Annotated in this window: 16 protein-coding genes and 1 tRNA gene; 7 read left to right on the plus strand and 10 right to left on the minus strand. The window is 65.4% G+C overall.

The window, feature by feature from the left end; translation table 11 throughout:
- Nucleotides 1-122 precede the first annotated feature (122 nt).
- The 3 genes from ftsZ to lpxC all read left to right on the plus strand — a co-directional run bounded on the left by ftsZ (nucleotide 123) and on the right by lpxC (nucleotide 3,345).
- Nucleotides 123-1,316 carry a cell division protein FtsZ gene (ftsZ, locus tag BMY06_RS33975; protein WP_065060423.1) on the plus strand — a complete coding sequence of 398 codons (1,194 nt, stop codon included), beginning with the start codon at nucleotides 123-125 and terminating at the stop codon, nucleotides 1,314-1,316.
- Between the two features lie 336 nt (nucleotides 1,317-1,652).
- The gene (locus tag BMY06_RS33980; RefSeq protein WP_065060422.1) at nucleotides 1,653-2,162 is read left to right on the plus strand and encodes a peroxiredoxin; all 510 of its coding nucleotides are present in this window, start codon (nucleotides 1,653-1,655) and stop codon (nucleotides 2,160-2,162) included.
- Between the two features lie 265 nt (nucleotides 2,163-2,427).
- Nucleotides 2,428-3,345: a UDP-3-O-acyl-N-acetylglucosamine deacetylase gene (lpxC, locus tag BMY06_RS33985; RefSeq protein ID WP_065060421.1), complete on the plus strand. Its 918-nt coding sequence runs from the start codon at nucleotides 2,428-2,430 to the stop codon at nucleotides 3,343-3,345.
- Nucleotides 3,346-3,468: 123 nt separating this feature from the next.
- Here lpxC and BMY06_RS33990 read toward each other — a convergent pair whose 3' ends face one another.
- A complete protein-coding gene (locus BMY06_RS33990) occupies nucleotides 3,469-3,996 on the minus strand; it encodes a DciA family protein (RefSeq protein WP_065060420.1) in 528 nt (175 codons plus the stop codon).
- Nucleotides 3,997-4,337: 341 nt separating this feature from the next.
- Here BMY06_RS33990 and secA point away from each other — a divergent pair, with 341 nt between their 5' ends.
- The 4 genes from secA (at nucleotide 4,338) to BMY06_RS34010 (ending at nucleotide 9,890) form a co-directional block, all read left to right on the plus strand.
- Nucleotides 4,338-7,139, plus strand: a complete 2,802-nt coding sequence (secA, locus tag BMY06_RS33995) for a preprotein translocase subunit SecA (RefSeq protein WP_065060443.1) — start codon at nucleotides 4,338-4,340, stop codon at nucleotides 7,137-7,139.
- A gap of 179 nt (nucleotides 7,140-7,318) precedes the next feature.
- Nucleotides 7,319-8,560: a bifunctional glutamate N-acetyltransferase/amino-acid acetyltransferase ArgJ gene (gene argJ, locus BMY06_RS34000; RefSeq protein WP_074987366.1), complete on the plus strand. Its 1,242-nt coding sequence runs from the start codon at nucleotides 7,319-7,321 to the stop codon at nucleotides 8,558-8,560.
- A 32-nt stretch (nucleotides 8,561-8,592) separates the two neighbouring features.
- Nucleotides 8,593-9,465, plus strand: a complete 873-nt coding sequence (locus BMY06_RS34005) for an ATP-binding protein (RefSeq protein ID WP_074987367.1) — start codon at nucleotides 8,593-8,595, stop codon at nucleotides 9,463-9,465.
- On the plus strand, nucleotides 9,462-9,890 hold the full coding sequence (locus tag BMY06_RS34010; RefSeq protein WP_065060417.1) for an NUDIX domain-containing protein: 429 nt from the start codon (nucleotides 9,462-9,464) through the stop codon (nucleotides 9,888-9,890). Before BMY06_RS34005 ends, BMY06_RS34010 begins: the two co-directional genes overlap by 4 nt.
- Before the next feature lie 87 nt (nucleotides 9,891-9,977).
- Here the strand turns inward: BMY06_RS34010 and BMY06_RS34015 are convergent, their stop codons facing one another.
- The 9 genes from BMY06_RS34015 to BMY06_RS34055 all read right to left on the minus strand — a co-directional run bounded on the left by BMY06_RS34015 (nucleotide 9,978) and on the right by BMY06_RS34055 (nucleotide 18,187).
- Nucleotides 9,978-10,175: a DNA gyrase inhibitor YacG gene (locus BMY06_RS34015; RefSeq protein ID WP_027817984.1), complete on the minus strand. Its 198-nt coding sequence runs from the start codon at nucleotides 10,173-10,175 to the stop codon at nucleotides 9,978-9,980.
- 73 nt (nucleotides 10,176-10,248) lie between these two features.
- Complete coding sequence (zapD, locus tag BMY06_RS34020) at nucleotides 10,249-11,004, minus strand: cell division protein ZapD (RefSeq protein ID WP_027817983.1); 756 nt, start codon at nucleotides 11,002-11,004, stop codon at nucleotides 10,249-10,251.
- Between the two features lie 272 nt (nucleotides 11,005-11,276).
- A complete protein-coding gene (coaE, locus tag BMY06_RS34025; RefSeq protein ID WP_074987368.1) occupies nucleotides 11,277-11,927 on the minus strand; it encodes a dephospho-CoA kinase in 651 nt (216 codons plus the stop codon).
- A 21-nt stretch (nucleotides 11,928-11,948) separates the two neighbouring features.
- The gene (locus tag BMY06_RS34030; RefSeq protein WP_074987369.1) at nucleotides 11,949-12,881 is read right to left on the minus strand and encodes a prepilin peptidase; all 933 of its coding nucleotides are present in this window, start codon (nucleotides 12,879-12,881) and stop codon (nucleotides 11,949-11,951) included.
- Between the two features lie 29 nt (nucleotides 12,882-12,910).
- A complete protein-coding gene (locus BMY06_RS34035; RefSeq protein ID WP_074987370.1) occupies nucleotides 12,911-14,131 on the minus strand; it encodes a type II secretion system F family protein in 1,221 nt (406 codons plus the stop codon).
- Entirely contained in the window at nucleotides 14,128-15,453 is a 1,326-nt protein-coding gene (locus BMY06_RS34040) for a GspE/PulE family protein (RefSeq protein WP_080180239.1), read from the minus strand. Before BMY06_RS34040 ends, BMY06_RS34035 begins: the two co-directional genes overlap by 4 nt.
- Before the next feature lie 88 nt (nucleotides 15,454-15,541).
- On the minus strand, nucleotides 15,542-16,870 hold the full coding sequence (locus tag BMY06_RS34045) for an HlyC/CorC family transporter (RefSeq protein WP_074987371.1): 1,329 nt from the start codon (nucleotides 16,868-16,870) through the stop codon (nucleotides 15,542-15,544).
- Nucleotides 16,871-17,077: 207 nt separating this feature from the next.
- Nucleotides 17,078-17,154 (minus strand) — tRNA-Pro (locus tag BMY06_RS34050).
- A gap of 40 nt (nucleotides 17,155-17,194) precedes the next feature.
- Nucleotides 17,195-18,187, minus strand: coding sequence for a polyprenyl synthetase family protein (locus BMY06_RS34055; RefSeq protein WP_074987372.1), 993 nt, complete (start codon nucleotides 18,185-18,187; stop codon nucleotides 17,195-17,197).
- Nucleotides 18,188-18,385 lie beyond the last annotated feature (198 nt).

Raw genomic sequence — 18,385 nt, forward strand, 5'->3', positions numbered from 1 at the left:
GCAACAAGGGTTAAAGCAGAGACCGATAGCGCTGGTGACGGCGGCTGGCGCGCAGTGGAGGGTTGCCCGACTCTCCCTGAATAACTGCCGAGGAGCGGAATCTTTTTCTTGACGGAGGCAACATGGAATTCCAGATGCTGGAAACGGAAACCAACGGCACCATCATCAAGGTGGTGGGCGTCGGTGGCGCTGGCGGCAATGCCGTTCAGCACATGATCAACCGCGGCGTGCAAGGCGTCGACTTCATCGTGATGAACACGGACGCCCAGGCGCTCTCGCGTTCGCGCGCGCCGGCCGTGATCCAGCTGGGCAGCACGGGTCTGGGCGCGGGTGCGAAGCCGGAAATGGGCCGCGCCGCCGCTGAAGAAGCACGCGAACGCATCGCCGACGCACTGCGCGGCGCGCACATGGTGTTCATCACCGCCGGCATGGGCGGCGGCACGGGTACGGGTGCAGCGCCCGTGGTCGCGCAGATCGCCAAGGAAATGGGCATTCTCACGGTCGGTGTCGTGAGCAAGCCGTTTGAATTCGAAGGTGGCAAGCGCATGCGTGTGGCGGAAGCCGGCTCGCAGCAACTGGAGGATCACGTCGACTCGCTGATCGTCGTCCTGAACGACAAGCTGTTCGACGTGATGGGCGATGACGCCGAGATGGACAAGTGCTTCCAGTGCGCGGACGACGTTCTGAACAACGCAGTTGCGGGCATCGCCGAAATCATCAACGTCGACGGTCTGGTGAACGTCGACTTTGAAGACGTGAAGACGGTGATGGGCGAGCAGGGCAAGGCGATGATGGGCACGGCCACGGTGGCCGGCGTCGATCGCGCGCGTCTGGCCGCGGAACAGGCGGTCGCAAGCCCGCTGCTCGAAGGCGTCGATCTGTCGGGCGCGCGTGGCGTGCTGGTCAACATCACGTCGAGCCGTTCGCTGCGTCTTTCGGAAACGCGTGAAGTCATGAACACCATCAAGAGCTACGCGGCGGAAGACGCCACGGTGATCTTCGGTGCCGTGTACGACGACGCGATGGGCGACGCGCTGCGCGTGACGGTGGTGGCAACGGGCCTCGGCCGCGCTGCCGCATCGAAGCAGCAAGCCGCACCGATGACGTTGCTGCGCACGGGCACGGACAACCATCCGGTTGCCGCCGCGCCGCATTCGTACGCACCGCCGCCCAACACCGCCGACTACGGCGCGCTCGACACGCCGGCTGTGTGGCGTACGTCGCGCGACACCGCGGCTTCGCACGTGCAGGCGCTGCAGGAAAAGGGCGTCGACACGTACGACATCCCGGCGTTCCTGCGCAAGCAGGCGGACTAAGGCGGACTGCGCACTGCTCAGATCCGGCTGCGGCGTGGCGCATTGGGTTGCGCCCCGCCCGCGGACGGTCAGGCAGGCTGCAAGTCGCGAGAAGACGGGAAAGAACGCGCAACGCCGCATCCCTGTGGATGCCCGGCTGGGACGCTTGCCCGCTGCGTTTGGACGCACCGTGCGAAGTTGCCCGGATTCCGGCCGACGTTGTCAGGCGCGTCGCCAGCACGCATTTCCTATGCGTGAAGCGGGCGCCGGCGGCTTTTTCGGTCCATCGCGACCGGGCGTATGATGGCCCGATGCAGCGTGCCGACGTGCCTTGCGCATCGATGTGAAGGACGAGTCATGATCAAACAGGGTGAAACGCTGCCCGATGCGACCCTCTTCGAGTTCATCGAAGACGAGCGCGCGGGCTGCACGCTGGGGCCTAACAGCTTCGGCGTGCGCGAGCAGACGGCGGGCAAGCGCGTGGTGATCTTCGGATTGCCCGGCGCTTTCACGCCCACCTGCTCGGCGAAGCACGTACCGGGTTATGTCGAACAGTTCGACGCGCTGCGCGCGGCGGGCGTCGACGAAATCTGGTGTGTGTCCGTCAACGACGCGTTCGTGATGGGCGCGTGGGGGCGCGATCAGCGGACCTCGGGCAAGGTACGCATGATGGCCGACGGCAGCGCGGCGTTCACCCGTGCGCTCGGTCTGGAGCAGGATTTGTCGGCGCGTGGCATGGGCATTCGGTCCCAGCGCTACGCCATGGTGATCGACGACGGCGTGGTCAAGACGCTGAACGTCGAAGCGCCCGGCAAATTCGAAGTCAGCGATGCCGCAAGCATCCTGGCTGCGCTGAGCCCCGCATGAACGCGTTCGCCGTCCCAGCGTTGCCCTTGCGCAACGGGCCGGCACCGTAAATGTGACGGGCGATTACCTCAAGCCGTGCGGGCCGATGGCCGGGAACGCCTCCGTTCCGGTCATCGGCCCGTCGTCCATCCCGACAGCTCCCGTCAGAGTAACAACGGGAAACAGATTGTCACGCCCGGGACGACGACGGTTTCTGCATACTTGGAGTATAATTCGGGCTATGAGTTAAAAAATCCCGATTGGGATTTTCAATGAGTAGAACACTATGTTGAAGCAGCGAACCATCAAATCGATCGTGAAGACGGTCGGCATCGGCCTTCATTCGGGCCGCAAGGTCGACCTGACGCTCCGCCCGGCGGCGCCGGACACGGGCATCGTGTTTTCGCGCGTGGATTTGCCGACCCCCGTCGACATCCCCGCTTCGGCGATGTCGATCGGCGACACGCGCCTTGCCTCCGTGCTGCAGAAAGACGGCGCGCGCGTTTCGACGGTCGAGCATCTGATGTCGGCCTGCGCGGGTCTTGGGATCGACAATCTCTACGTCGACGTCACGGCTGAAGAGATTCCGATCATGGACGGCAGCGCTTCGTCGTTCGTGTTCCTGATCCAGTCGGCGGGCATCGAAGAGCAGAACGCACCGAAGAAGTTCATCAAGGTGAAGAAGACCGTGGAAGTGCGCGACGGCGACAAGTTCGCGCGTCTCGACCCGTTCTTCGGCTTCAAGCTCAAGTTCACCATCGACTTCCGCCACCCGGCCGTCGACAAGACCGGTCAGGCGCTCGAAGTCGACTTCGCGAACACTTCGTACGTGCGTGAAATCGCGCGTGCACGCACGTTCGGCTTCGCGCACGAAGTCGAAATGATGCGTGAGCTGGGCCTCGCGCGCGGCGGCAGCATGGACAATGCGATCGTGCTCGACGAATACCGCATCCTGAACAACGACGGCCTGCGCTACGACGACGAATTCGTGAAGCACAAGATGCTCGACGCGATCGGCGATCTGTACGTGGTCGGTCATCCGCTGCTGGCGGCGTACGACGCGTACAAGTCGGGTCACGGCCTGAACAACGCGCTGCTGCGCGAACTGCTGGCACACGAAGACGCCTACGAGATCGTCACGTTCGACGACACGCAGAAGGCGCCGCGCGGCTTCGGTTACGAGGCGCAGACGGCGTTTGCCTGAATTTCGGCGCTGATATTCGGCGCAGATTGTGCAGATATGAAAAAGGGTGGCGATATGCCACCCTTTTTGTTTTTCACGCCGATATTCCGTGCCTGCGGCGACGCGTCGCGGAGCGCCTGGCGTCTAGCGCCGCCGGAGATGCCGCGCCGCCATCTTCGCGAGCGCTTCCTGCAGCGGCGAGGGCGGCAGCGTCTCGCTGAGCGTGGCGAGCGCGGCGGCGCCGACCGGCGTCATGCGCGCCTGCTTCGGCTGCGGCGGCTCCTTCACCGCTTGCGGACGCACGCGGATGCGCACGCCGTCGATCGGCCAGCCGCGCGCCTGCAGGTCGGCGACGAGTCGCGGCTCCAGATGGCGCAGGCGCGCCGCGAGCGCGTTATGCGCGGCGAACAGCGCGAGCTTGCCGTCCTTGATAAAGCCGGGTTCGATGCTCGTCGCGAGGTAATCGGGCAGCAGCGCGCCCAGATCGCGCTGGATCGCCGCGATCTGCTCGACGCCCGCACGCAGCGGCGCGAACGCGTCGGTGCGGCTCAGCACTTCGGTGAGCAGCTGCGGCGCACGCGGCGCGCCGGACTTGCGCGATCCGCCGGGGCTGCGTGCAGCGCCGGTCGCGCGCGGGGCGCCAGGCCTTGAAATCGGCGAGAAACGGCTCATGTGGCAGGAATGGGAGCGCGCGCGGGTTGCGCGGCAATGTCGTGATTGTAGCTTGCGCGCTTTCCCTCCACGCGTCTCGTGGAGTGGCCGCCACGCGTCGCGCGCCGCTGCGGGGGCGCGTCAGCGCGGGCAGGGCGGCTGCACCGGTCACTGAGCCGACACAGGCGGTGTCAAGGGTGCGTGCTAAAATGCCCGATTCGAATCCACCAATTTGGGCTTAAGCCGCCGAGGTCTTTCCGATCCGGGTGCGTGGCGCGAGTCGTATGCAAACCTGGCGCAATCCGGGCGCACACGAGCCGCGCAGGAATCCCGGCCGAAGCCGCGACGCAGACACCGATCCGATGACCACCGGTTTCTTACAGAAAATCTTTGGCAGCCGCAATCAGCGCCTGATCAAGCAATATCAGAAGACGGTCGCGGCGATCAACGCGCTCGAACCGACGATCGAGCAGTACACCGACGAGCAACTGCGCGCCAAGACCACCGAATTCCGGGAGCGCGTCGCCAAGGGCACGTCGCTCGACGAACTCCTGCCCGAAGCGTTCGCCGTCTGCCGTGAGGCCAGCAAGCGCGTGCTGAAGATGCGTCACTTCGACGTGCAGCTGATCGGCGGCATGGTACTGCACTACGGCAAGATCGCCGAAATGCGCACGGGCGAGGGCAAGACGCTCGTCGCCACGCTGCCGGTGTACCTCAATGCGCTCTCGGGCCGCGGCGTGCACGTCGTCACGGTGAACGACTACCTCGCCCAGCGCGACGCCGAGTGGATGGCGCGTCTCTATAACTTCCTCGGTCTTTCTGTCGGCATCAATCTGTCGCAGATGGATCACGGCATGAAGCAGGAAGCCTATAACGCCGACATCACCTACGGTACGAACAACGAGTTCGGCTTCGACTACCTGCGCGACAACATGGTCTACGAGACCGAAGCGCGCGTGCAGCGTGCGCTGAATTTCGCCGTGGTCGACGAAGTGGACTCGATCCTGATCGACGAAGCGCGTACGCCGCTGATCATCTCGGGTCAGGCCGAAGATCACACCGAACTCTACGTGCGCATGAACGCGCTGCCGCCGCTGCTCGAACGCCAGATCGGCGAAGAGAAGGCGGACGGCACGGGCGTCGAAAAGCCGGGCGACTACACGCTCGACGAAAAGGCGCGTCAGGTGTTCCTCACGGAATCGGGCCACGAAAAGGCCGAGCGCATGCTCGCCGAGTGGGGCCTGATCGGCGAGGGCGAAAGCCTCTATGCGCCGCAGAACATCACGCTGATGCACCACGTGTACGCCGCGCTGCGCGCGCACACGCTGTTCTTCAAGGATCAGCACTACGTCGTGCAGAACGGCGAAGTCGTGATCGTCGACGAATTCACGGGCCGTCTGATGGCCGGCCGCCGCTGGTCGGACGGGCTGCATCAGGCCGTCGAAGCGAAGGAACACGTCAAGATCCAGAGCGAGAACCAGACGCTCGCGTCGATCACGTTCCAGAACTACTTCCGCATGTACGCCAAGCTCTCGGGCATGACGGGTACGGCGGACACCGAAGCGTACGAATTCAACGAGATCTACGGTCTCGAAACGGTCGTGGTGCCGACCAACCGCGTGCCGAAGCGGATCGACAAGCAGGATCAGATCTACAAGACGGCCAAGGAGCGCTACGACGCCGTGATTCGCGACATCCGCGAATGCTACGAGCGTGGCCAGCCGGTGCTGGTCGGCACGACCTCGATCGAAAACTCGGAACTGCTCTCGCATCTGCTCACGCAGGCGGGTCTGCCGCACGACGTGCTCAACGCCAAGCAGCACGGCCGTGAAGCCGCGATCGTCGCCGAAGCCGGCCGTCCGAAGCGCATCACCATCGCCACCAACATGGCAGGCCGCGGCACCGACATCGTGCTGGGCGGCAATGCCGAGAAGCAGGCAGCGTTCATCGAGGCCGACGAGGCGATTCCGGCCGACGAAAAGGCGCGCCGCATCCAGCAGCTGCACGACGAATGGCAGACGCTGCACGATCAGGTGAAGGCCGCGGGCGGTCTGCACATCATCGGCACCGAGCGTCACGAGTCGCGCCGTATCGACAACCAGCTGCGCGGCCGTGCGGGCCGTCAGGGCGATCCGGGTTCGTCGCGCTTCTATCTCTCGCTCGAAGATCCGCTGCTGCGCATTTTCGCGGGCGACCGCGTGCGCGCGATCATGGACCGCCTGAAGATGCCGGAAGGCGAGGCGATTGAGGCAGGCATCGTCACGCGCTCGATCGAGTCGGCGCAGCGCAAGGTCGAAGCGCGCAACTTCGACATCCGCAAGCAGCTGCTCGAATACGACGACGTCTCGAACGACCAGCGCAAGGTGATCTACCAGCAGCGCAACGAACTGCTCGAAGCGCACGACATCACCGAAACCATCGGCGCGATGCGACATGGCGTGATCACCGAGATCGTGCGTCAGTTCGTGCCGGCGGGCAGCATCGAAGAGCAGTGGGACGTGCCCGAGCTCGAGGAAGTGCTGCGCAACGAATGGCAGCTCGACCTCGCGATCCAGGAAATGATCAACGAGTCGTCGTCGATCGATGCGGACGAGATTCTCGAAGCCGTGCTCGCTGCCGCCGACGAGGCGTACGAGCAGAAGGTCGCGCTCGTGGGCCGTGAATCGTTCAGCGGGTTCGAGCGCTCGGTCATGCTGCAGACGCTCGACCGCAGCTGGCGCGAGCACCTCGCGGCGCTCGACCATCTGCGTCAGGGCATCCATCTGCGCGGCTATGCGCAGAAGAACCCGAAGCAGGAATACAAGCGCGAAGCGTTCGAACTGTTCGCCGCGATGCTCGACGCCGTGAAGACGGAAGTCACGCGCATCGTGATGAACGTGCAGATCCAGTCGCAGGAGCAACTCGAAGACGCCGCCGAGCAGATGGAAGAGCAGGGCGGCCATCTGGAGAACGTCGAGTTCCGTCATGCCGAATTCGCGGAAGCGGGCGAAGGCGTGCCGGCAGCCGCTCCGGTCGCGGCGGACGCCGCCGCGGCGATGGTCGGCGCGGCCATGAGCCACGAAGCGCTACTCGGCGCGGACGGCGTGCCGAAGGTCGGCCGCAACGACCCGTGCCCGTGCGGCAGCGGCAAGAAGTACAAGCAGTGCCACGGCAAGATCGCGTGATGCGGCGTGGCGCACCCGTCGCGCGAGTTGCACGACGGGCGCGCCGCCTGCTTCATGACGTGCTTGCGCGTTGATTCCGGTGGCCCGCTCGCCAAGGCGGGCCTTGCGTTATGAATTCCCGATGCCGGCCCGGCCTTCAGGCGCCGCGGCCGGCATTGCCTTTTCGACAGGTCGCCCTCATGGCTGTCAATTTCCCCTCGATCGATCCTGCCCAACTTCATCCGGTCGCCGGCGTGACGCTCGGCTGGGCCGAAGCGCATATCCGTAAGCCCAACCGCAAGGACTTGCTGGTGATTTCCGTCGATGAAAGCGCGAGCGTGTCGGGCGTGTTCACGCTCAACCGCTTCTGCGCCGCGCCGGTCACGGTGTGCCGCGAGCATCTCGCGAACGTGCGCGCGGGCGGCAAGGGGATCCGCGCGCTCGTGATCAACACGGGCAACGCGAACGCGGGCACGGGCGAGCCGGGCATGGCGAACACGCGCGCAACCTGCGACGCGCTCGCGAAGCTGGCGGGCATCGAACCGTCGCAAGTGCTGCCGTTCTCGACCGGTGTGATTCTCGAACCGCTGCCGATCGACCGCCTCGTGGCCGGTCTGCCCGCCGCGCTCGCGAACCGCAAGGCCGACAACTGGTACGACGCCGCCCAGGCGATCATGACGACCGACACGCTGCCGAAGGCCGTGTCGCGCCAGATCGACGTCGACGGCCACACGATCACCTTCACGGGCATCAGCAAGGGCGCGGGCATGATCAAGCCGAACATGGCGACCATGCTCGGCTTCCTCGCGTTCGACGCGAACGTCGCGCAGCCGGTGCTCGACGAACTCGTGAAGTACGTGGCCGACCGCTCGTTCAACTGCGTCACGATCGACGGCGACACCTCGACCAACGACTCGTTCATCCTGATCGCCTCGGGCCAATCGAGCCTGCCTGCGATCACGTCGACGGATTCGCCCGCGTACGCCGCGCTGCGCGACGCCGTCACGGAAGTCTCGCAGACGCTCTCGCAACTGATCGTGCGCGACGGCGAAGGCGCGACCAAGTTCATGACGATCCAGGTGGAAGGCGGCAAGGACGTCGCCGAATGCCGCCAGATCGCCTACGCAATCGGCCACTCGCCGCTCGTGAAGACGGCGTTCTACGCCTCGGACCCCAACCTCGGCCGCATCCTGGCCGCGATCGGCTACGCGGGCGTGACGGATCTCGACGTCGGCAAGATCGACCTCTATCTCGACGACGTGCTCGTCGCGAAGGCGGGCGGCCGCAATCCGGACTACCAGGAAGAAGACGGCCAGCGCGTCATGAAGAAGAGCGAAATTCTGATCCGCGTGGTGCTCGGCCGCGGTAACGCCGAAGCCACGGTCTGGACCTGCGACCTCTCGCACGACTACGTGAGCATCAACGCCGATTACCGTTCCTGATCTCCGTTTCCGATCACTTTACGCACCACGCAATGGACAAGCTCGAACAGTTTCTGACCCGCGCCGAAGCGCTGCTCGGCCGCCTCGAAGCCGTGCTGCCGCCGGCGACGCCCGAAGTCGACTGGAACTCGGCGGTTGCGTTCCGCTGGCGCAAGCGCCAGGGCCGCGGCTTCCTGCAGCCCGTGCCGGCGATCTCGACGATCGCGCTCGACGACCTGCAGAACATCGACCGCCAGAAGGACCTCATCGACCGCAACACGCGCCAGTTCGTGCAGAAGAAACCCGCGAACAACGTGCTGCTGACGGGCGCGCGCGGCACCGGCAAGTCGTCGCTGATCAAGGCCTGCCTGAACGCCTACGCGCAGGACGGCCTGCGCCTGATCGAAGTCGACAAGGACGACCTGCACGACCTCGGCGATATCGTCGATCTGATCTCGACGCGTCCCGAGCGCTTCATCGTATTCTGCGACGATCTCTCGTTCGAAGACGGCGAATCGGGCTACAAGGCGCTCAAGGTGGCGCTCGACGGTTCGGTGGCCGCGCAGTCGGACAACGTGCTGATCTACGCGACCTCGAATCGCCGCCATCTGCTGCCCGAGTACATGAGCGACAACGAGACCTACAAGCACATGCCCGACGGTGAGATTCATCCGGGTGAAGTGGTGGAGGAGAAAATTTCGCTGTCGGAGCGTTTCGGGCTGTGGGTCAGCTTCTATCCGTTCAAGCAGGACGACTATCTGACGATCGTCGGCCACTGGCTGCGTCACTTCGAATGCAGCGATGCCGAAGTGGAATCGGCGCGCGGCGACGCGCTCGTCTGGGCGCTGGAGCGCGGTTCGCGCTCGGGCCGCGTGGCGTGGCAATTCGCGCGCGACTGGTCGGGCAAGAAGGCGCAAGAGGCATGAGCGAGCAAGGCAAGGACGGCGCGCAGAATCCGCCGGCGCGCCCTGTCACCGAGGTGGCCGTGGGCGTGCTGGTGCAGCCGGACGGGCGCTATCTGCTGGCGCAGCGTCCCGAGGGCAAGCCTTATGCGGGCTACTGGGAATTCCCGGGCGGCAAGCTGGAAAAGGGCGAGTCGGTCGAAGCCGCGCTGGCGCGCGAACTGCACGAGGAACTGGGTATCGACGTGAAGGCGTGCCATCGCTGGCATACGCTCGAACACGATTATCCGCATGCCTACGTGCGGCTCTACTTCTGCAAGGTCACCGAGTGGACCGGCGAGCCGCATGGCCGCGAAGGTCAGGCGTTCGTCTGGCAGTCGCTGCCGGCCAGCGTCGAGCCGCTGCTGCCCGCCACCATTCCGGTGCTGGAGTGGCTCGCAGCGGAGTAAGCTGAGCGCGACGCCGTAAAGACAAAAGCCGCTGTGCGACGAGCACTGCGGCTTTTTTTCATTCGGGCGGGACCGGACGGGGCGCGCTTATTGACGCGTATCCGTGGGCGGCGCTTCGTCGTCCGGCGGCGTGTCTTCTTCATTGCCGCCGATCCGGTACTTTTCGGCGGCCCACGCGCCCAGATCCATCTGCTTGCAGCGTTCGGAGCAGAAAGGGCGGAAGCGGTTTTCCGGCACCCAGCGGACATCTTTGCCGCAGGTCGGACATTTCACGACAGTGGTCATTCGGTCGAACGTTCAGTAGCTGTGCGCCGCCGTCGGGCGGCGCGGTTGGCAAGTGGCTGGCCCTGGCCGCGCTTTACAGGCTGCAGAGCGTGAGCTGGAACGGCACGTCCTGATCGACGGCGCGCGGACGCAGATCGCCGTCCTGCACCGTGAAGCGCACCCACAGCATATATTTGTTGGCGCTCGCTTCGGGGATCACGCGCAAATCCGGTGCCACGCGCACCTGCATCAGTTGATACGTGCGGCCCGAGAGCATCTGCTGATAGCTGCCCTGCATGGCCATGACCTTCGACGCCTGGCCCGATTCGCGCGCGAGACGCAGCACGATGCTCGCCGCGTCGCGCAGCGGCAGCAGCGGCGTGACCCATTTGGCGATGTCCTGGCGGCGCTGGTCGGCGTGCAGTTGTTGCCACGCGTAGTACGACGGCAGGTCGAATTTGCAGGTGCCGCCCGGAATGATCGCGCGGCTGCGAATGCTCGTGAGCCATTCGTTGTCCGCGAGATGCTGGCCGGTCTTGCCCTGCATCTGCGTGAGGCCCGCGAGCGTCTGCTCGATTTCGCCGAGGACGGATTCGAGCGCGTTCTGTTCGATGCCGGGATTGCCGCGGAACGGAGCGAGCGTTTGACGCTGTCGCTCGAGTTCCTTCATCAGGTCCGATTTGAGGTCAGCGCGGCCTGCGACTTCCGCGATTTCGAACAGCGTCGTGAGCGCGACGTGATGTTCCCTCGGGTCTTCCTGCGTCAGGAAAAACGTGAAGCGCTCGAACAGGTCCTCAAGGCGCAGCAGCGTCCGGATTCGCTCGTTGAAGGGATACTCGTAAAGAATCAAGCGCGCTCGCCTCGGGCGTGGTCGGTGAAGGATTTGCAGGACATTCTAATGCCGTGGGACTGCTGTCGCAATCGCATGCGGCCCGCGATTGCTTCACACGCTATTCCGGCTGCGTGCCAGGGATGTGTCGCGCGGTGTTTGAACTGCGCTTGAACTGTATTCGAGCCGCTATTCACGCGCGTTCAAACGCATTTAAACGCATTCGAGCGCATTCGAGCGCGCCAGAAGCACTCTTGCGCTTTGTTGCGGCGCGCTTTTAAACGGCGTGTCTGCTATCGCGCGGCGTTTTGCGCACCCGCAAGCGCGAGATAGCGCTGATGCAGTATTTCGACATCCTGCGCGAGCGCCTCGAGCTTGGCGCCGTCGTTGACGATCACATCGTCGGCGGCCGCGAGGCGCGCTTCGCGCGTGGCCTGGCGCGCGATGATCGCCTGCACCTGTTCGCGGCTGAAGCCGTTGCGGCGCATCACGCGCCCGATTTGCGTTTCCACGCTGCAATCCACGACGAGTACGCGCGCGACGCGCGATTTCCACGCGCCCGATTCGACGAGGAGCGGCACGACCACGATCACATACGGACCGTTCGCCTCGCGCGTCTCGCGCTCCGTTTCCGCGCGGATCAGCGGATGCGTGATGGCTTCGAGGCGCTTGCGCGCGGTTTCGTCGCTGAATACGAGAGCGCGCATGCGTGCGCGATCCATCGAGCCATCGGCGGCGACGAATTCGGGGCCGAATTGCGCGGCGATCGGCGCCATGGCTAGACCGCCCGGCGCGGTGATGCGATGCGCGATCACGTCGGTATCGACGAGCGGCACGCCGCGCGCCGCAAACAGGTCGGCGACCGTGGACTTGCCGCTGCCGATGCCGCCCGTCAGTCCGAGCGTGAAAGGCTCGCGCGTTGCGCCCGATGTTGTGCCAGTCATTGCGCCCGTTATGGTCATCGATCAGATCCCCCAGGCGAAAGCGGCGTACAGCGGCGTGCCCGCGAACAACGTGACGAGCGCGCCCGCCGCGAGATAAGGGCCGAACGGCAGCGGTTCCTCGAAACGCATACGCCCGCTCGCCGTGGCGACGAGGCCGACGATCGCGCCGGCTACCGCCGCGATCACGACGATCTGCGGCAGCGCGCTCCAGCCGAGCCATGCGCCGAGCGCCGCGAGCAGTTTAAAGTCGCCGTGCCCCATGCCTTCGACGCCGCGCAGCAGCCGGAACAGCCAGTAGACGCACCAGAGCGCGAGATAACCGGCGACCGCGCCGATCACGGCGGCGTGCAGATCGGTGAAGGTCTCCGCGAGATTAACGAGCAGTCCGGCCCAGACGAGCGGCAGCGTGAGCGCGTCGGGCAGCAACTGATGTTCCAGGTCGATGGCGCTCATGGCGATCAGCGACGCGCACAGCACGAACGCCGCAAGCGCCTTGCCCGAGGGCCCGAAGGCGAGCAGCGCCGCGGCGGCACACGCGGCGCTGGCGATCTCGATGGCCGGATAGCGAGCGCTCACACGCGCGTGACAATGCGAACAGCGCCCACGCAACGCGAGCCAACTGACGAGCGGAATGTTTTCCCATGCGCGCAGGACGTGGCCGCAATGCGGGCACGCGCTGCGCGGCAGCCAGAGGTTGTAGCGCGCGGGCAGACCGTCGTCGGCGAACAGTTCGCCGGAGGGTTCGGCATGGCCGAGTGCGTCGGCCGCGTCGGCGCGCCAGGCGCGCTCGAGCATGATCGGCAAACGGTGGATCACGACATTCAGGAAACTGCCGACAACGAGGCCGATGACGATCGCGAAGCCCGTCAGCACGCCCGGCGGCAACAGCGCGAGGGCGGCGGTGAAGGGCAGCGCGGACGACGCTGCATCGGCGGAAGCAAGGGAAACGGGCATGAGCGGGGAATCGTAATCTGGCAGCGATGCTACACCACGTTGCCCAGTTGAATGATGGGAAGATACATCGCGACGACGAGGCCGCCGACCAGCGCGCCGAGCACGACGATCACGAGCGGTTCGCACAGGCTCGCGACGAGCGCGATTCTTTCGTCCACCTGACGGTCGGCGAGCGCGGCGACGTCGAGCAGCATGGCGTCGAGCGCGCCCGACTCTTCGGCGACCGCGACCGGCTGGATCACGTCGAGCGGAAAGCAGCCCGCCGCGCGCATCGCGGCGGCGAGCCGTTCGCCGTGACGCAGCCGCGCGCTGATGCCGGCGCTCGCGTGGTCGAAGAAGGCATTGCCGCTTGCGTGCGTGAGGGAGTCGAAGGCGTCGGCGAGCGGCGTGCCGGCGGCGAGCAGGGTGCCGAGCGCGCGGCTCCAGCGCGCCGCGCACAACGTAGTGAGCAGCGCGCCGACGAACGGCACCGCGAGCACGACGCGACCGAACGCGAGACGCGCGGCTTCGGAGCGCCGCAGCAGCGCATGTGCGCCGAATACGCCTGCGCAGGCACACGCCGCAGCCGGTAAGCTCCAGCGCGCGGCGGCGGCCGAAAGCATCAGCACGAACTGCGTGGGTGCGGGCAGCGCGGCGCCGAAACCGTCGAAGATCTGCTTGAACGTCGGCACGACCCAGATCAGCAGCGCGGCGGTGATGGCGATGGCGAACAGCAGCACGGCGACGGGATAGGTGAGCGCCGCGCGCACTTTCGCGCGTTGCGCCGCGCCGCGTTCGCGGTCGTCGGCGATGCGCGCGAGCACGGCCGCGAGCGCTCCCGACGCTTCGCCCACGGCGACGAGCTGGCAATACAGTTGGCCGAAACGCGCCGGATGCCGCGCAAGCGAATCGGCGAAACGCGTGCCCGCGAGAATGTCGCGCGCGAGCGCGGCGGCGATGCGCGGCATGCCGTGCGGCCCCGGTGATTGGGCGAGCAAGTCGAGCGCGCCCGCGAGCGGCAAGCCCGCGCGCAGCAGACTCGCGAGCTGACGCGTGAAGCGCGTGACGTCGGCATGATTCGCGCGCGGCTGCGGCGCGGGGCCGCGCCGCACAATGGCGGTCGCGGTGATGCGGTCGTGCTTGAGCTTGAGACGCACGGCGGGTGCGTCGAACGCGATCAACGCGCCGCGCCGGGGCGATCCGTTTGCATCGAGTCCGCGCCAGGCGAAGCGCGAATCCGTTGCTGACGACACGGCGTGGCGGGCGTTCATGGCGTATCCGTGGCGGCCAGCGCTTCGGCGAGACTCGTGGTGCCGTCGCGCACGCGTGCGAGCGCGGCGTCGCGCAAGGTGGCGACGCTTTCTGCGCGCGCCTGATGGGCGATCTCGTGCGCGCTGCGCTTCCCCACAATCATCTCGCGCATGGACGCGCTCACCGGCATGACTTCGTGTATGCCCACTCGCCCGCGATAACCGATGCCGTGGCACGCCTCGCAACCGCGCGCCGCGAATACGGATGAAGGCGATGACAAACTCGATGCGCGCGCATCGACTTCGAGACCGGCCGCGCGCAACGCCGCCTCGGACTCGTTCGACGGCACGCGGCATTGCGGACACAACCGCCGCACGAGTCGCTGCGCGGTGACGAGGCGCAGCGCGGCGGCGAGGTTGTACGGTTCCACGCCGATGTCGATCAGTCGTGCGACCGCGGCGGGCGCGTCGTTCGTGTGCAGCGTGGACAGCACGAGGTGGCCGGTTTGTGCCGCTTTCACGGCGACGCCGGCGGTCTCCTCGTCGCGAATCTCGCCGATCATGATGACGTCCGGGTCCTGACGCAGCAACGCGCGCAACGCGAGTGCGAACGTGAGCCCGGCTTTCTCGCGCACGTTGACCTGATTGATGCCCGCGAGCTGAATTTCGGCGGGATCTTCCACCGAGCAGAGATTGCGCGAAGCGTCGTTCAGCCGTTGCAGGAAGCAGTAGAGCGACAGCGTTTTCCCGCTGCCTGTGGGACCCGTGACCAGCACGAGCCCGTGCGGTGCGGCGATGGCCGCGCCGAGCGTGTGCTGCTGTGTGTCGTCGAGGCCGAGCGCGGCGAGCGAGAGATCGGCGGGCAGCGCTTCGAGCCGCCGCAGCACGAGTTTTTCACCGTGCAGCGTGGGCAGCGAATTCACGCGATAGTCTTCGGCCGACGCGTGTTGCGCAAGCGGAGCGAGCCGCAGCCTGCCATCCTGGGGAATGCGCCGCTCGGCGATGTCCATGCGCGCGAGCACTTTCACCCGCGTGACGAACGCGTCGCGCAGATGCACGGGCGGTCTGGCGATCTCGTGCAGCACGCCGTCGATGCGTACGCGAATGCGCCAGCCCTGTTCGAGCGGCTCGACATGCAGGTCGGAGGCGTTGCGCCGCGCGGCTTCGCGCAGCGTGTCGGCGAGCAGACGTACGGCTGGGGCGTCGTCGAGCGAGGCGGCCGGCGACGGCGTGTTCAGCGACGCGCGCGCGTTGCCGCTGCCACCGCCGCCGTTGGATAGGCCCTCGGCGGCCAGTGCGTGCGAACCGTTAGAACTGCGCGAACGATGAGGAATGGAAAACATCGAGAGCCGGCCCGAAGCCGCCGTGAGCGTGACGGCTTCATGATCGGCTGGCGCGGCTGCGCGCGCCACTCGGCCAAACGGCTAACGTCTAGTGGCCGGGCAGGAGCTTCTTCGCCTTGCCGAGCGTGCTCGCGAGGCCCTTGCCGGATTTGGCGCCGGGCTTGAAGAGCTTGACGGTGCGCACCGACTGGTCGTCGCTGCGCAGCACTTCGAGTTTGATGTCGCCGATCTGCAGGCACACGTCGCCGTCGGGAATCTCCTCGAGCATTTCGAGGATCAGGCCGTTGAGCGTCTTCGGGCCGTCCGTCGGCAGCTTGATCTGCAGCCAGCGGTTGAGTTCGCGCAGCGGCATGCTGCCCGGCACGATGCACTCGCCTTCGTCGTTCCAGCCGCCGCGTCCGGTGCCGCTGCGCGGCATGGTCGTGGTGAACTCGCCGATCAGCTCCTCGATGATGTCTTCCGGCGTGACGAGTCCTTCGAGTTCGCCGTACTCGTTTACGACTAGCGCGATGCGATGACGGCTTTCCTGGAAGTACTGAAGTTGCTGGAACACGGCGGTGCCGGTGGGCACGAAGTACGGTTCGGTGAGCAGTTCGCGCAGCGTCTCGCGCTCGAAATCCTGGTTATGTAGCGCGGCGAGCGTCTTGCGCACGTGCAGCACGCCGAGCACGCGATCGATGTCGCCTTGATAGACGATCAGCTTGTTGTGATAGCAGGTTTCGAGCTGATGCAGGATGTCTTCGAGCGGCGCGTCGTAGTCGAGCGCTTCGATGCGCCGGCGCGGAATCATCACGTCGTCGACGGTGATGTTTTCGAGATCGAACAGATTCAGCAGGATGCTGCGGTGTTTGGTCGGCATGAAACTGCCTGACTCGAGCACGATGGTGCGCAGTTCCTCGGTCGAGAGACGCTGGTCGCGCGCTTTGTGCGTGTTGATGTGCAGCACGCGCAGGATGGTGTTCGCGAAGCCGTTCACGAACCAGATCAGCGGCTTGGTCACGCGCATGAGCGGTGCAATCAGCAGGCTCGCGGGCAGCGCGATCTTCTCGGGAAAGGCGGCGCCGACGATCTTCGGCGTGATTTCCGCGAACACGATGATGAGAAACGCGACCATGCCGGTCGCCACCGAGAGCACCAGATTGTCGTGGCCGAACGTGTGCAGCGCGATCGAGGTGGTGAGCACCGGAATGATCGTGTTGAACAGATTGTTGCCGATCAGGATGACCGAGAGCAGCAGGTCAGTGCGCGCGAGCAGCTTCTGGGTGGTCTTCGCGCCGAGTGCGCCGTGGTTCGCGAGGTATTTGAGCCGATGGCGGTTGAGCGCCATCATCGCCGTTTCGGAGATGGAGAAGAAGCTGGAGCAGATGAGCAGGACGAAAACGGCGCAAATCTGCGCCCATAAGGGAAGGTGGTCCACGCTTGGAGACAGTGAGGGGAGCGGATGAGGGAAACTATAACAGAGGGTGCGCGCGCCAAATTCGCACGGGGCGGGCGCTGGATGCCACGTTGGCCATCGGGATAAGACGGCCCGCGCTGGACGCGGCAGTCAGGCGCGATGCGACCATGCACGATGTATGGACGAAAAAAAACCGCACAACGTTGTGTGCGGTTTTTTTTGAAATTCTGGTCGGGGTGAGAGGATTCGAACCTCCGGCCTCTACGTCCCGAACGTAGCGCTCTACCAGGCTAAGCTACACCCCGAATTTTTACTGCCAGAACTCTCTGAGCTGCTTTGTCTTGTTCAAGACTGGCGCGTCGTCGAGTAAGAACATAATTCTAGCAGGCTATCTTTGTAATTGGAAGAGGGAAATGACGAAATTGCATCTGCGGCTGCTTGAGCCTCTGCTTTCGCGCATTGCAGCGTGTGGTCGAGCGCGCCCGAGCGCGTGATGGCCGCGAAGATTTCGTCGAAGCGCGTGGTGCCGCCTTGCTCGATGGCTTCGCGCGCGAGTGCCGCTTCCGATGCGGTGCCGTGTTCGATCAGCCAGATCAGCGGCAGGGTGGGTTTGCCTTCGCGCAAGTCGTCGCCGGCGTTCTTGCCCATCGATTCGGGCGTGCCCGTGTAGTCGAGCCAGTCGTCCATGATCTGGAATGCCGTGCCGATGCGCCGACCATATTCCGCTGCCGCTTCTTCCGTACGCGCGTCGGCGCCCGAGAGCACCGCGCCCAGTTGCGCCGCCGCTTCGAACAGCTTCGCCGTCTTGTAGCGGATCACCTGCATGTAGCGCGTGGTGTCCACGTCGGCATCATGCATGTTCAGGAGTTGCAGTACTTCCCCTTCGGAAATGATCGTGGTGGCCTGCGAGAGGATTTCCATCACGCGCATCTTGCCCACGCCCACCATCATCTCGAACGAGCGCGAATACAGATAGTCGCCAACCAGCACGCTCGCCGCGTTGCCGAACAGCGCATTGGCCGTCTGGCGGCCGCGTCGCAGGTCCGATTCGTCGACTACATCGTCGTGCAGCAGCGTGGCCGTGTGGATGAACTCGACCACTGCCGCGAGCGTATGCCGCTGCGGACCGCGGTCGCCGAGCGCGCCGGCCACGAGCAGCAGCAGCGCCGGACGCAGCCGCTTGCCGCCCGCACTGATGATGTACTCGGAGATCTGGTTGATCAGCATCACCTCGGACGCCAGACTCTGCCGGATGACACGGTTTACCTGCTCCATGTCGCTGGCAATGGGGGCAAGCAGGGTGGCTGCGCTGGGGGAGGGGGTGGCAGTGGACGACATGATGGCAAATAGGGGTAGTGCCGCGGATTATAAGGCGAATCGGCAAGATGCCGGACGCTCCCCTGCCGTCCGGCCAGGGATTTGACCGCGCTTTCGTCGATGCTTCCCTCTATTCGGTCCGCGCGCGGCGGCACGCCCGGGCGAGGCCGGCGGCTGTCGCAAACGGCGCTCAGACAAGGCTGGAGCGGCTCACGCGGG

The organism is Paraburkholderia tropica (assembly GCF_900109265.1).
GTDB lineage: Bacteria > Pseudomonadota > Gammaproteobacteria > Burkholderiales > Burkholderiaceae > Paraburkholderia > Paraburkholderia tropica.